This window comes from Afipia sp. GW823-FHT06G09 (assembly GCF_058794875.1).
This window is the reverse complement of record NZ_JBXAHF010000001.1, coordinates 306314-320627: the sequence shown is the minus strand read 5'-3', so window position 1 is coordinate 320627 and position 14314 is coordinate 306314. Positions and strand designations below refer to the sequence as shown.

Below are 14314 nucleotides of genomic sequence, written 5' to 3'. Positions count from 1 at the left end.
CAGCTCCTTTGAAAGGCGTGAGTGGTCGATTCTAGCATTCGTATCCACTAGCCTTCCTTCTTCGACTTGCGCGTTTTGCGGGAAGGTTTGCGCAATTTCTTTCCGTTCTTGCTGTTGCGCCCTGGCCGTGCCTTGCCGCCGGTATTGGGCGGTCTGGCGCGGTTGTCACGCATACGGCCGCCACGGGGAGCGGTTCGTCCTTCGGACAACAGTTCGAACCGCAGCGCGCCAGCCACAGGCGCAGCTTCTACCAGACGAACCTGCACCACGTCACCCAATCGATGCATGGCACCGCTGCGCGATCCGATCAGGGCGTGGCGGGTTTCATCGTAGTTGTAATACTCGCTTCCGAGGATGCGGACGGGAATCAGGCCGTCCGCGCCGGTATCGGCCAATTTTACGAACAATCCCGCGCGGGTGACGCCCGAGATTCGCCCCTCGAATGTCGCGCCGATGCGGTCGGCGAGGAAATGCGCGATCAGCCGGTCGGCGGTTTCGCGTTCGGCCTTCATCGCCCGTCGCTCGGTGAGTGAAATTGCCGCAGCGACTTCGTTCAGTGTTTCAAACGTCTCGGTTTCGGGAAGGGCGCCTTCGCCGAGCCCGAGCGCGCGGATCAGCGCGCGATGCACGATAAGATCGGCGTATCGGCGGATTGGCGACGTGAAATGAGCGTAACGCCGGAGATTCAGGCCGAAGTGGCCGTAATTGTCCGCCGAGTACTCTGCCTGCGCCTGCGAGCGCAGGACGACTTCGTTCACCAGCGATTCCGCGTCGCGTCCCTTCACCTGGGCAAGAATGCGGTTGAACACGGCAGGACGCAGCGCGCCCGTGGCGGAGAACGGCATTTCCAGCGTCTTGAGAAATTCGCGGAGGTTGTGGACCTTCTCCACCGTCGGCTCGTCGTGCACGCGATAGATCAGCGGCAGGGTTTTCTTCTCAAGCGTTTCCGCCGCCGCGACGTTGGCGAGGATCATGAACTCCTCGATCAGCCGGTGCGCGTCGAGCCGTTCCGGCGTTGTCACGCGGTCGACCGTGCCGTCGGCTTTCAGAAGAATCTTGCGCTCGGGGAGATCGAGATCGAGCGGATCGCGCTCGTCGCGGGCGCGTTTCACCAGCGCATAGGCATCCCAAAGCGGCTTCAGAATCGGATCGAGCAGGGGGCCGGTGGTGTCGTCAGGACGTCCATCGATGGCAGCCTGGGCCTGCGCATAGTTCAGTTTCGCCGCCGAACGCATCAGCACGCGATGAAACGTATGCGAGCGTTTGCGGCCGTCCTTGTCGATCACCATGCGCACGGCGAGCGCACCGCGCGGCTCGCTTGGCTTCAGCGAGCACAGATCGTTGGAGATGCGCTCGGGAAGCATCGGGACCACGCGGTCCGGGAAATAGACCGAGTTGCCGCGCTTGAGCGCCTCGCGATCGAGCGGCGACTGTGGCCGCACGTAGAATGCGACATCCGCGATGGCGACGTTGACGATGTAGCCGCCCTTGTTGTTCGGATCGCTGTCCGGTTCGGCATGGACAGCGTCGTCGTGGTCCTTGGCATCCGGCGGATCGATGGTGACGAGCGGAACATCGCGCCAGTCCTCGCGGCCTGCGAGCGTCGCGGGCTTGGCGGCTTCGGATTCGCGGATGACGTCGGCAGGGAATTCCTGCGGGATCTCGTGCGCGTGGATCGCGATCAGGCTCACGGCCTTTTCGGTCTTGAGCGAACCGAGGCGCTCCTTCACCCGGCCGGACGGCAGCCCGTAACCGCGCGAGCGCATCAATTCGACGCTGACCAGATCGCCATCCTGCGCGCCGCCGGAATCCTTCGCGGCGATGGCGAGGTCGCGTCCCGCCTGTTTCTTGTCGACAGGGATCATCCGGCCGTCGCCGTTTGGCATCACGCGATAGATTCCGAGGACGCGGTGCTGTGTTTTGTCGAGCACCTTGATGACGCGGCCGCGATAAGCCTTCTCGTGTTTGCTGTCGGGCTTTTCCACACGCAGCAGTGCGCGGTCGCCGACGCCAGCGGCGGTGCCGGGAGCGGCCTTGCGCGGGACATGAATGCGGATGACCGGGGCAGGGCCGTCGGTTTCCTCCAGCCATTCGGCGGGTGAGGCGAGCAGCTCGCCGTCGCTGTCACGGCCGGTGATGTCCGCAACGATGGTTGGCGGCAGCGATTTCGGTTCGGCGACTTTCTTGCCGCGCCTGGCGATCACGCCTTCGTCGGTGAGCTCGCGCAGGATGCGCCGGAGCGCCGCGCGGGATTCGTTCTTCAATCCGAAATGCCGCGCCAGTTCGCGTGTGCCGGCTTCACCGGGATGCGCCTTGACGAACGCGACGATGCTCTCTCGGTCGGGAAAGGCTGTCGTCGCGTCGCTTTTCTTTTTCATTATCCGCGTGCTTTACCGGCGCTCTTCTTTTCAGCGATCTTCGTGACCTTGGCTGCGGCGACCTTCGATGCCTTCGCTTTGGCTGCCTCCGTCAGAGACACAGGTTCTGCTGCTTCCTTTTTCGGTGCGGCCTTTTTCGCCACAGCTTTCTTCTTTGCCGCCGGTTTCTTCGCGGTTTTTTCCGATGCGGCAGCGTCGTCGGCTTTTGCCGCCGGTTTCGCAGCCTTCTTCGTCGCCTTCTTGGCGGCGCGCTTCGGCTTGCCGCCGGTCTTGGCCGCGCGCTCCTCGATCAGGGCAATGGCTTCCTCGATCGTCAGCTTTTCCGGCTCGATGCTGTCCGGAATGGTCGCGTTGATGCCGTCGATAGTGACGTAAGCGCCGTAGCGGCCTTTCTTGAGCATGATCTTGCCGCCGCGCGCGGGATAGTCGCCGACCTCCTTGCCGGGGTCTGCGCCGAACCGGCGGCTCGGACCTTTCGCGACCTTCTCGGCGATCAGCGTGATCGCGCGGTTGAGGCCGACATGGTAGACATCGTCACCCGCTTCGAGGCTGGCGTAAGTCTTGCCGTGGCGCACGAACGGACCAAAACGGCCGATGCCGGCGGTAATGACTTCGCCGTCCTCCGGATGCGGGCCGATATCGCGCGGCAGCGACAGGAGCTTCAGCGCGAGTTCGAGTTCAACGTCGGCGGGCGACATGTTCTTCGGAATGCCCGCGCGCTTCGGCTTCTCGTCCTCGCCGTAGTCCTTGGGCTCGCCGAGCTGGATATAGGGACCGAAACGACCCGCCTTGACCGCGACTTCGAGGCCCGACACCGGGTCCTTGCCAAGCGGACGATCGCTCGATCCGCTCGATGCGGCCAGGGGCCGGGTGTAGCGGCACTCGGGATAGTTCGAACAGCCGACAAAGGCGCCGAACTTGCCGGCCTTCAGATTGAGCTTGCCGGTGCCGCAGCTCGGGCACTGGCGCGGGTCGCCGCCATCGGCGCGCGGCTCGTAGATGTGCTCGCCGAGCATCGCGTCGAGCACGTCGAGCACTTCGGTAACGCGAACGTCCTTGATTTCGTTGACTGCGCCGATGAAGTCCTTCCAGAAATCCGTCAGCACCTGTTTCCAGGAAATCTCGTTGTTCGAGATCAGGTCGAGTTTTTCTTCGAGGTCGGCGGTGAAATCGAACTCGACGTAACGCGCGAAATAATTCTCAAGGAACGCCACCACGACGCGGCCCTTGTCCTCGCCGTGCAGACGCTTTTTCTCGAGCTTCACATAGCCACGGTCTTTCAGCACCTGAATGATCGAGGCATAGGTCGATGGGCGGCCGATGCCGAGTTCTTCCATGCGCTTGACCAGCGAGGCTTCCGAAAAGCGCGGTGGCGGTTCGGTGAAGTGCTGGGTGACGCTGAGGCTTTCGCGCTTGAGTGCTTCGCCCTCGCTCATGGCGGGTAGGCGGCGGCTGTCTTCATCCTCGGGATCGTCGTCGCGGCCTTCCTGATACACCGCGAGGAAGCCGTCGAACTTGATGACCTGACCAGTGGCGCGCAATTCGAGCACGCGCGCACCCACCTTGCCGGTGATGTCCACCGTGGTGCGTTCCATTTCGGCTGATTCCATCTGGCTGGCGACGGTACGCATCCAGATCAGCTCATAGAGCCGGGCCTGATCGTTATCGAGCCTGGACCTCAGTGAAGCCGGGCGGCGCGACAGGTCGGTCGGCCGGATCGCTTCGTGGGCTTCCTGCGCGTTCTTGGCTTTCGAACTGTACTGGCGCGGCGAGTCCGGCACATAGGCTTTGCCGTGGTCTTCACCGATCACCTTGCGCGCCTGTGTGATGGCGGACGGATCGATCTGCACGCCGTCGGTACGCATATAAGTAATGAGGCCGGTGGTCTCGCCGCCGATATCGATGCCTTCATAGAGGCGTTGCGCAATGCGCATGGTGTGCGCAGGCGCGAAACCGAGCTTGCGGCTGGCTTCCTGCTGCAAGGTCGATGTTGTGAACGGGGCCTGCGGATTGCGCCGCGCCGGTTTGGCTTCGACCGTGGTGACGGCGAAGTTGGCGGCTTCAAGAGCCTTCTTGAAATCCTCGGCTTCCGCGCCACTGCCGATGTCGAGGCGCTGGATTTTCTTGCCGTCGGCGCCGACGAGGCGCGCCTCGAAGGATTCACCGCGCGGAGTCGCCAATGTGGCGAGCAGCGACCAGTATTCGCGCGGGACGAACTTCTCGATTTCGAGTTCGCGGTCGCAGACCAGCCGCAGGGCGACGGACTGCACGCGCCCGGCCGAGCGGGCGCCAGGCAGCTTGCGCCAGAGCACGGGGGAGAGGGTAAAGCCGACGAGGTAGTCCAGCGCGCGGCGCGCCAGATAGGCATCGACCAGTGCGCCATCGATCTGGCGCGGATTCTTCATGGCGTCGGTGACGGCCTGTTTGGTGATCGCGTTGAAGACGACGCGCTCGATCTTCTGATCCTTCAGCGCGCGCTTCTGCTTCATGATCTCCAGCACATGCCAGGAGATCGCTTCGCCCTCGCGATCAGGGTCGGTTGCCAGGATCAGCTTGTCGGCACCCTTGAGCGCCTTGGCGATGTCGTTGAGACGGCCGGCTGCCTTGGGGTCGGTTTCCCAGATCATCTGGAAATCGGCTTCCGGATCGACCGATCCATTCTTGGCCGGAAGGTCTCGGACGTGACCGTACGAGGCCAAAACCTCGTAGGAGGAGCCCAAATACTTGTTGATCGTCTTGGCCTTGGCAGGCGACTCGACAATGACGAGATTCATTTGATTCCAATAACTTACTGGGGATACGCGGGCCGGAATCGCAAGATTCCATCAGGCTGGCTTGGCCGATACATGGGTAAAAGGGGGTCCGCTGTCAAATGGGGATAAGGTGATGCGGCCGGCCCTTGGGCCAAAATTCGCGTAAAAGTTGTGATTTATGGGTACTTATGATTGTGCATCTTATGCGTGTATTGTAAAAATATACCCTTAAATTGATCGATTCTCGCGTTGGAAGGGGTGGTACGCGATGACCGCTCGCGATAGCCGCAGCGACTTCGTACCAGCCGATTCCGTCGCCAGAGATGGTGGCCCGGCGGAGGCCGCGAGTTTCATTTCAGGGGCGGTCGCGGAGCTGGCGCAGCTCTCTCGTCGTCATCGCCTCGACATGCTGGCGCATCTGCTCGACATGGCGCAGCTCGAAGCGGACGACATCGTCCGGCGGCAACTGACCGGTAGCAAATTCTAGGTAGTTGCGGGTGCCAGCACCTTGGTCTCGGTCTGATCGATCCGGCGGCCGTCATGGGCCAGGATCTGCAACTTGCTGAGCGGCAATCCGTCCTGCTTGTCGACCAGCGAGCTGCAACTTTCGCCCGGTTTAAAGGCATATTCCTCACCCCACTGGCGCATCGCGACCAGCACAGGAAACAGCGCACGCGCCTTCGCGGTCGGCACATAGTCCTGATAGGCGCTGCCGTCAGACGCAGGTTTCACCTCAAGAATGCCCTGCGTCACCAGTGAGCGTAGCCGCACGGTCAGAATGTTCTTCGCAACCCCGAGATTCTTCTGAAATTGGCTGAAGCGTCGTGTCCCCATCAGCGCGTCGCGGATGATCAGCAGCGACCACCAGTCACCGATCGCATCCAGTGTTCGCGCGATGGGACATACGTCGCCCTCAAGACTTTTGCGTTTCACGGTCTGATCTCCGATCACGGGATTGTGGTTGCATTATAGAACCAGACGCGATACTGAGCAAGATAGTTTCATTATGAAACCAGAAACCAAGTCGATCAAAAACAGGAGTGGTCCATGAGGCTCAAGGGAAAAACGGCATTCATCACCGGTGGTAACAGCGGAATCGGTCTGGCGACCGCAAAGCTGTTTGTGGCTGAAGGGGCCAAGGTGGCAATCACGGGACGGGATCAGGCCAAACTCGATTCCGCAGTGGCGGAACTGGGGCCGAACGGCTTTGGCATTAAAGCCGATGCCACCGACGTTGCGCAGCTTGAAGGTGCGGTCGCGCAGGCGGTGAAGAAATTCGGCAAGCTCGATATCGTATTTGCCAATGCAGGCATCGCGGGCAACACGCCGGTCGGTGGCACCACGCTCGCGGCGTTTGAGAATGTCATCAAGACCAATCTCACGGCCGTGTTCTTCACGGTGCAGGCCGCCGTGGCACATCTCAACGACAATGGATCGATCATTCTCAACGGCTCGGTGATCTCGGTGCTCGGCAATCCGGGATACTCGGCTTATGCGGCGACCAAGGCCGGCGTCCGCGCGATGGCGCGCGTGATGGCATCCGAACTCTCGCCGCGCGGCATTCGCGTCAACGTGGTTTCGCCCGGTGGCACGCGCACACCGATCTGGGGGCCGGGCATTGCCACGCCTGAAGCCGAGAAGATGCTCGAAAAGCGTATTTCCGCCAGCACGCCGCTCGGACGGATGGGCGAGGTCGATCATATCTCGAAGACAGTGCTCTTCCTTGCGTCGGACGACGCCGCGCATGTGCAGGGCCAGGAGATCTTCATCGACGGCGGTTCGACGGCGTCTCCCGCCGGCGCGCCGATCTATCGCGGCTAACGCTACAGCAACGACACCATCCCGCCGCCGTGGCGTTCCAGCCGTCCTGCCAGCTCAAGCTCGAGCAGGACGGTTCGCACCACGGCGGGGGACACATTGGTCAAGCGGATGAGGTCGTCGATCCCGATCGGCGAGGGGCCGAGCAGGTTGGTAATGCGCGGGCGGTCACTGGCGGCGGGTTCATCGTCCATTGGCTGGCCGTCGTCGGGCTCGCTCATCGGCAATTCGACCGGGCGCCCCATGATCGGCTGAACCGCATTGATCACGTCGGCAGCCTCCGTCACCAGTGTCGCGCCCTGCTTGATCAGATCGTTGGTCCCGGCCGCGCGCGGATCGAGCGGCGAGCCGGGCACGGCAAACACCTCGCGGCCCTGTTCATTGGCGAAACGCGCAGTGATCAGTGAGCCCGAACGATGCGCCGCCTCGACGATGATGACTCCAAGCGAGACGCCGGAGATCAGCCGGTTGCGGCGGGGGAAGTCCCGCGCGCGCGGGCCGTGGCCGAGCGGCATTTCGGAAATCGCGCCGCTGCCTGAGGCGATAATCGCTGCCAGCAGGTCTTCATGCTCCGCCGGATAGATCTTGTCATGTCCGCCTGCCAGCACGGCGACGGTGCCGGTATCGAGCGTGACGCGATGTGCGGCCTGATCGATACCGCGCGCCAGACCGGAGGTGATCGCAAAGCCGGCATTGCCGAGATCGCGCGCGATGGTTTGCGCGAATTTCAATCCTGCGCCGGATGCGTTGCGGGAGCCGACGATGCCGATCATCGGCTGCGTCTGGACATTCAGGACGCCGCGCACACCGAGCAGCGGCGGAGAGTCGTCGATCAGGGCGAGGCGCGGCGGGTACCCATATTCCCCCGGAGCAAGCAGGGCGACGCCGATCCGTTTGCTGTTTTCGATCTCGCGTTCGGCTTCGGCCTGCGTGCAGATGCGGCCAACCTTGGAAGCTCCGCCGCGTTGGGCGAGATCGGGCAGGCGCTCGAGTGCGGCGCGTGCACTGCCGAAATGATTGACGAGGGAGCGAAAGGTGCGCGGTCCGACATTGTCGGAACGGATCAGCCGCAGCCAGTCGATGCGCTGCGCGTCGGTCAGTCTGGTCGTGGCTGAAGTCCTGATGTCCACGCGGCCCCCGTGGACGGGAGTGTTGCGCAACTTGGCGGGCCGGACAATCCCGACTTGCGCGCTCGAGCGAATCAACCGCGACAAACGGGCAGCCTTTTGAGGATTGCGGCCAGATCGCATAAGCCTTACCGATGCTTTGTGAACGGTTGTCCTGGCTGCCTTTTATTTCGGTGAATCCGAATTATTCGGTTGGAATGCTGAGAATTGCTTATGAGCGTATCCAATACTGCGCCCGAGTATTTTCCTGATCCCAATCACCCAACTCGCAATCTATCAGGCATCGGCCAGATTTCTGCCGGTCTCGTCAAGGTATGGATCTGCGTGATCGGCAGTGTTCTGTTCTGTCTGGCGACAGCGACGTATCTTCTTTATGAATCAAACCAGAACACAAAGTTTCTGCATGGCATGGCCAGGGCCTTTCCAGAACGGCTTGGCGCAGACTGGACCGCGGGGACTGTCGACGGGCTTCCCGTCTTTTCAGGTCTTGTTTTCTTAGTCGCTCGTTTTGGTCACCCGATCCTGTTCTATGTCGTTGAGCTTGGATTGCTGACCTGCCTCTTTTGGTCATGCTTCTCTCTGGCACTCCGCCTCGCGGGACAAGCTGGTCAGTCCGCTTCCTTCCAGCTGCTGCTCACTGGAGCACTTGTTCTCCTCGCGCACGCCGGCGCGCCAGTTCTTTTTGGATATGGCGTCGCTGATCAGTATCTCATCGGAGGATATCTTCAGCCCTCGGAATTCGGCGTGCTTTTTCTTGCGTCATTCGCCCTTGCGCTTGCCGGATTTAGAAACTTTGCGCTTGTTGCAGCCGCTGTCCCTGCCGCGATCCACGGAGGGTATGCGATGCTTTCGCTCATCGTCGCCGGAAGCATGATGCTGTCGGATGGTGCGTCGCGACTCAACCTGAGTACAAAACTCGTGGCCATCGCGTTAATCATCGTCCCGCAGGTTGATCTGGCATTACGGTTTGCGCCCACCGATTACGCGACCTTCCGGGAGGCTGCGGGCATTCTCGCGTTCGAGCGTATACCCCAGCATTCCGATCCTGCCCGCTGGTTGAGAGGCGAGGCTTACGCGAAGCTTGGTCTGGTGATCGTCGGCATATGGCTGGCACCGCGCGGTTTGCTCCGAAACGCCCTTGCTGCACTTCTTGTCTGGGCAGTAGCTGGAACTCTCGTTGTCATCTCAACCGGCGCGGCTGGTCTCGCGCTTGTCGCGCCTTGGCGCGCGTCGATCATTCTTGTCCCTGTCTCGACGCTTGTCATATTGGCGCGGCTTGGAGAGCTGTCGTTTGGATCGTCACCGTTTCGGCGAGGCATGGCAGTGGCAGGCGCCGTGGTTATCCTGCTCGCGCTATTTGTTGCAGGAAAGGAAGCGGTGGCGAAGTTTAAAAGCTACCGCGATCAAGGAGTGCCTGAATACGTTGAGTTCCTGCAGGACAACCATAGGCCGGGTGATGTCTATCTGACCGATCCTTTCAATCAAGAATTTCGGCTTGATGCGCTGAGCGCGCAATTCGTGTCGTGGAAAACCCACCCGTATCTTGATCGCGAGGTGCTGGAGTGGCGTCGGCGCGTCCTGCTGGCGCGCGAAGTTTTCGGTGATCAGAGCGGAAGAGAGCCGTTAAATTGTGCTGCGCTTGGAAGATTGGTGCGGTTGTATCCCGTCACGCACGTGCTGGTGGAAAACAGAGACATTCCGGCCGGTGAAATATGCCCGCCGCTTGAAATGGTGTTCTCCGCCGGGCGGGCCAAAATCTTCAGGCTTGATCGGACGTCGCTGTAGTGTGTCGGGGGTTGAAAGGCTCTGTTATTTGCTGCCGATCTTACCCTCGGTGCCGTTCATCAGCCGCTGGATATTGGCGCGGTGCATGATCCAGAGTGCCGCGGTCATGAGCGCAAACACGGCAGCGAGCGCCGTGTGTTGTGACCAGAACAGCATCACCGGCACGATGAGGCTTGCGACCAGCGCTGCCAGCGATGAGTAGCGGAAGATCAGTGCGACCGCGATCCAGATCGCGCAGAACGCCAGGGCGGCAGGCCAGAACAGTCCGAGCAGCACGCCGATATAGGTCGCGACGCCTTTGCCGCCCTTGAATTTAAGCCACACCGGGAAAAGATGGCCCACGAAAGCGCCGACGCCTGCGGCAATTGCGGCGTTAGGCCCGCCGAAATGTCCGGCCACGATAACCGCAATCGTACCCTTGAGCATGTCGCCAATTAATGTCGCGGCGGCGAGGCCCTTGTTGCCGGTGCGCAGCACATTCGTTGCGCCAATATTGCCTGAGCCGATCGAACGGAGATCCTGCGTGCCGGCGATTCTGGTCAAGATCAACCCGAACGGGATCGAGCCGCACAGATAGCCGAACAGAAAGGCCAGCACGAAACTGAGCACGAAGGCCGTCAGAAAGCTGGTCATGTTACCTCACTGGCGCATGGCCCGCTGAAGCGACTCGGCGAGGGGAGCATGCGTCTTCGATAATAAATCAACACGCTATGGGCGCAAAGCAGAGTCGGTTATTGCCATTCACACGTGCTCATAGACGGTGCGTCCGTCAACGATGGTGCGCGCGACACGGCCGGTGAAGCGAGCTTCGTCGAACGGAGTATTCTTGCACTGCGATTTCAGGTCTGCCGGATCGAGCACCCAGGGCGTGTCGAGATCGATCACGATCACGTCGGCGGGCGCGCCGGGCCGCAGCGAGCCGCCGGGCAGGCCAAGCAGTTCGGCGGGGCGGGTGGACATGGCGCGGATGAGCGTCTTGAGCTCGATGTCGCCGGAGTGAACGAGGCGCAGTCCAGCAGACAGCATGGTTTCCAGACCGATCGCGCCGGCGGCAGCTTCGGCGAACGGCAGACGCTTGACCTCGACGTCCTGCGGATTGTGGTCCGACATGATGACATCAATCAGCCCGGATGCGAGGGCCGCCACCAGTGCCATGCGATCCTGTTCGGTGCGCAGCGGCGGCGACAGCTTCAGGAAGGTGCGGTAGGGACCGATGTCGTTCTCGTTTAGCGTCAGGTGATTGATCGAGGCCGATGCGCTGACGTTCAGGCCAGCATCCTTGGCGCGTTTGAGGATATCCAGGGAGTCGGTGCAGGTCAGCGAAGCGGCGTGATAGCGGCCGCCGGTCAGCGCGACGAGACGCATGTCGCGCTCCAGCACGACGGCCTCGGACGCATTCGGGATTCCGAACAGGCCGAGCCGTGACGCGAGTTCGCCTTCGTTCATGACGCCTTCGCCGACGAGGTCCGGGTCTTCGGTGTGCTGAACGATCAGCGCGTCGAAATCGCGGGCGTAGGTGAGCGCGCGGCGCATCACCAGCGCATTCATCACGCTCTTGTCGCCGTCGGTGAAAGCGACCGCGCCTGCCGCCTTGAGCAGGCCTATCTCGGTCATCTCATGGCCCTTCATGCCCTTGGTCAGTGCGGCCATGGGATGAATGTTGACAATGGCGGTGTCGCGAGCGCGGCGGAGAATGAAATCCACGGTCGCGGAGTTGTCGATCACCGGGTTGGTGTCGGGCTGGCAGACAATGGTGGTGATGCCACCGGCGGCAGCCGCGAGGCTCGCCGAGGCAAAGGTCTCGCGATGGCCGGCGCCCGGTTCCCCGACGAAGGCGCGCATGTCGACCAGGCCGGGGGCGACCACCTTGGCCGCGCAATTAATAATGTCTGTGCCCTCGGGAACGCCCGCTGCGCCGATGCCGCGGCGCGCGTCACGGATGGTTCCGTCGGCAATCAGCACGTCACCGGGGCCGTCGATATCCCGCGAGGGGTCGATCAGGCGGGCGTTGGCGAGCAGGATGGGGCGTCTGTCGGTTCTCATCTCGTGTCCCGGTTCTGGCGTTCGTATCCCTTTTCAGCGGCTGCTCTTACGAACGCCAGAACCAAAGGGACACGAGTATCTATAATTTGGGTGCGCCTTTGAATGCGAGGTTCCTGGAAGAGCTCGCCGCACTGGCGGCAGGAACTTCGCATTCGGCGCACCAGTTACGCGTTGGGCAGGTTGCGGGCCAGTGCTTCGAGCACTGCCATGCGTACCGCCACACCCATCTCGACCTGTTCGCGGATCAGCGACTGCGCGCCGTCCGCCACGATGGAGTCGATCTCGACTCCGCGGTTCATCGGCCCGGGATGCATCACCAGCGCGTCCGGCTTGGCATAGGCGAGCTTCTTCTGGTCGAGGCCGTAATAATGGAAGTATTCCTGACTCGAGGGAATGAACGAGCCGTTCATGCGCTCGCGCTGCAATCGCAGCATCATCACGATGTCCGCACCTTCGAGACCTTCGCGCATGTCGCGCGCGACCTCGACGCCCATGCGCTCGATGCCGGGCGGCAGCAGCGTGGAGGGCGCAACCACGCGGACGCGCGCGCCCATGGCGTTGAGCAGGATGATGTTGGAGCGGGCAACCCGCGAATGCAGCACGTCGCCGCAGATGGCGACCAGCAGGCCTTCGAGCCGGCCCTTATTGCGGCGGATGGTGAGCGCATCGAGCAGCGCCTGAGTGGGGTGTTCGTGCGCGCCGTCGCCGGCATTGATGACAGAGCCGTCGACTTTCTGCGCCAGCAGTTCCACTGCGCCGGACGCATGATGGCGCACCACCAGAATGTCCGGATGCATGGCGTTGAGCGTCACCGCCGTATCCATCAGCGTCTCGCCCTTGCGGATGGAGGACGACGACACCGACATGTTCATCACGTCCGCGCCGAGGCGTTTGCCCGCGATTTCGAACGAGGACTGGGTGCGGGTGGAGGCTTCGAAGAACAGGTTGACCTGGGTGCGGCCGCGCAAATTGGTGCGCTTTTTATCGACCTGCCGGTTCAGTTCGACGAATTCTTCGGAAAGGTCCAGAAGGCCGCTGATGTCGGCCGCGGAAAGGCCCTCGATGCCCAGCAAATGCCGGTGTCCGAGGACGAAAGTCGATTTTGATGCAGTTGTCATTAAAGCAAGAGCTATAGGCAGAGTTGCCCGGCGGAGCAAGGCGGATTCGGCCTCTGAGAAGTTTTCCCCCGCTGATGTCCGGGCAGGGTAAATGGCTCGAAAGCATGCTGCGGAGCATTGCTTCTATCGTATTTTCGCCGTCGTGGCCGGGCTCGACCCGGCGGCATAATAACGGACGCCGGGTCATGAGACTTACAACTGCAATCCTGCTGGGCGGCCTTGGGGTGTCTGCGGCGGCGGCTCAGCCGTTGCCTGCGGATTTTGTCTATCTGCGCGATGTCGATCCGACCATCGTTCAGGACATGCGCTATGCGACGGCCAACAATTTTGTCGGGCGCGTGCTGAACGGCTACGAGGCGGGCGAGTGCATTGTCACCCGCAGCGTCGGCGCAGCGCTGAAACGTGTGCAGCAGGATCTGAAGCCGCGCGGGCTGTCGCTCAAGGTGTACGACTGCTATCGTCCGCAGCGCGCGGTGGACGACATGTATGCGTGGGCGCAGGACGGCCAGGAGACACCGGCGCAGCGCCGCTACAATCCGAAGATGCGCAAAGCCGATCTGTTTCGCTTAGGCTACATCGCCAAACATTCCGGCCATTCGACCGGCAAGGCGGTGGATCTCACGCTGGTGCAATTGCCTGCGACAAGGGTCGCGCCATTCGATCCGAAGGGCGATTATGCCGATTGCACCGGACCGCAAAATCTTCGCGCGCCTGACAGCAGCGTCGACATGGGCACCGGGTACGATTGTTCTGACGAGAAGGCGCATACCGGCTCGAAGGCGATCACGGCGCAGCAGCGCAGGTGGCGTGAAACGCTGGTCAGCGCGATGGCGAAGCAGGGATTTGCGAATTTCCGGCTGGAGTGGTGGCACTTTTCGCTGCCGGGTCCAGGAAATACCGCGTTCGATTTTCCAGTGGCGAAACGATAGTCGCCTTGAATTTCAGTCCGCCGAGCATAGCTTCGTCACATGAGCGCACGACCCGGCGCGCCAATGCAGAAAGGCCTCGTCATGAGCAGGGGCGCCATTGCAGTCACAACCGTTCTTCTGGCCATTCTCGCGGCCACGATATGGTGGGCGTGGCAGGGCTGGGTTGCACATTCCGACGTGCAGATGTCGATCCATGGCTACATCGCCATGGGATTGGGGATTTTCTTCTCGCTTCTGATCGGTTTTGGCCTGATGGCTCTGACGTTCTATTCGAGCCGTCGCGGTTATGACGATCTGCCGCAGGCGAAAGAGCCCTCCGGCAAAGAGCCGGTCTCCCACAACATTCCGTAACGGAGTGGCGTG

The 14314-nt window shown here is 61.7% G+C and carries 12 protein-coding genes; 5 read left to right on the top strand and 7 right to left on the bottom strand.

The genetic code is table 11. The features are described 5' to 3' along the window. Positions 1–47: 47 nt before the first annotated feature. Both rnr and topA read right to left on the bottom strand, forming a co-directional pair. Positions 48–2378: a ribonuclease R gene (rnr, locus tag AC1Q67_RS01535; protein ID WP_492235445.1), complete on the bottom strand. Its 2331-nt coding sequence runs from the start codon at positions 2376–2378 to the stop codon at positions 48–50. After that, positions 2378–5152 (bottom strand): type I DNA topoisomerase, encoded by a 2775-nt coding sequence (gene topA, locus AC1Q67_RS01530; protein ID WP_492235446.1) that lies wholly within the window; start codon positions 5150–5152, stop codon positions 2378–2380. Before topA ends, rnr begins: the two co-directional genes overlap by 1 nt. Before the next feature lie 247 nt (positions 5153–5399). Here topA and AC1Q67_RS01525 point away from each other — a divergent pair, with 247 nt between their 5' ends. Then, entirely contained in the window at positions 5400–5618 is a 219-nt protein-coding gene (locus AC1Q67_RS01525) for a hypothetical protein (protein ID WP_024575123.1), read from the top strand. On the opposite strand, the gene AC1Q67_RS01520 is transcribed toward AC1Q67_RS01525, so the two are convergent. Then, a complete protein-coding gene (locus AC1Q67_RS01520; protein WP_492235447.1) occupies positions 5615–6064 on the bottom strand; it encodes a winged helix-turn-helix transcriptional regulator in 450 nt (149 codons plus the stop codon). The genes AC1Q67_RS01525 and AC1Q67_RS01520 overlap by 4 nt on opposite strands. A gap of 114 nt (positions 6065–6178) precedes the next feature. Here AC1Q67_RS01520 and AC1Q67_RS01515 point away from each other — a divergent pair, with 114 nt between their 5' ends. Beyond that, positions 6179–6952, top strand: coding sequence for an SDR family NAD(P)-dependent oxidoreductase (locus tag AC1Q67_RS01515; protein ID WP_492235448.1), 774 nt, complete (start codon positions 6179–6181; stop codon positions 6950–6952). Positions 6953–6954: 2 nt separating this feature from the next. On the opposite strand, the gene dprA is transcribed toward AC1Q67_RS01515, so the two are convergent. Further along, the gene (gene dprA / locus AC1Q67_RS01510; protein ID WP_492235449.1) at positions 6955–8079 is read right to left on the bottom strand and encodes a DNA-processing protein DprA; all 1125 of its coding nucleotides are present in this window, start codon (positions 8077–8079) and stop codon (positions 6955–6957) included. A 210-nt stretch (positions 8080–8289) separates the two neighbouring features. Here dprA and AC1Q67_RS01505 point away from each other — a divergent pair, with 210 nt between their 5' ends. Beyond that, on the top strand, positions 8290–9861 hold the full coding sequence (locus AC1Q67_RS01505; RefSeq protein WP_492235450.1) for a DUF6798 domain-containing protein: 1572 nt from the start codon (positions 8290–8292) through the stop codon (positions 9859–9861). 24 nt (positions 9862–9885) lie between these two features. Here AC1Q67_RS01505 and plsY read toward each other — a convergent pair whose 3' ends face one another. From plsY to AC1Q67_RS01490, 3 genes are all read right to left on the bottom strand, one after another. Then, a complete protein-coding gene (gene plsY / locus AC1Q67_RS01500) occupies positions 9886–10494 on the bottom strand; it encodes a glycerol-3-phosphate 1-O-acyltransferase PlsY (protein ID WP_024575128.1) in 609 nt (202 codons plus the stop codon). Positions 10495–10602: 108 nt separating this feature from the next. After that, on the bottom strand, positions 10603–11904 hold the full coding sequence (locus AC1Q67_RS01495; RefSeq protein ID WP_492235451.1) for a dihydroorotase: 1302 nt from the start codon (positions 11902–11904) through the stop codon (positions 10603–10605). A 164-nt stretch (positions 11905–12068) separates the two neighbouring features. Further along, entirely contained in the window at positions 12069–13022 is a 954-nt protein-coding gene (locus tag AC1Q67_RS01490; protein ID WP_006020914.1) for an aspartate carbamoyltransferase catalytic subunit, read from the bottom strand. Between the two features lie 185 nt (positions 13023–13207). On the opposite strand from AC1Q67_RS01490, the gene AC1Q67_RS01485 reads away from it, so the two are divergent. Next, positions 13208–13951, top strand: coding sequence for a M15 family metallopeptidase (locus AC1Q67_RS01485; protein WP_492235452.1), 744 nt, complete (start codon positions 13208–13210; stop codon positions 13949–13951). 39 nt (positions 13952–13990) lie between these two features. Further along, positions 13991–14302, top strand: coding sequence for a hypothetical protein (locus AC1Q67_RS01480; protein WP_492235453.1), 312 nt, complete (start codon positions 13991–13993; stop codon positions 14300–14302). Positions 14303–14314 lie beyond the last annotated feature (12 nt).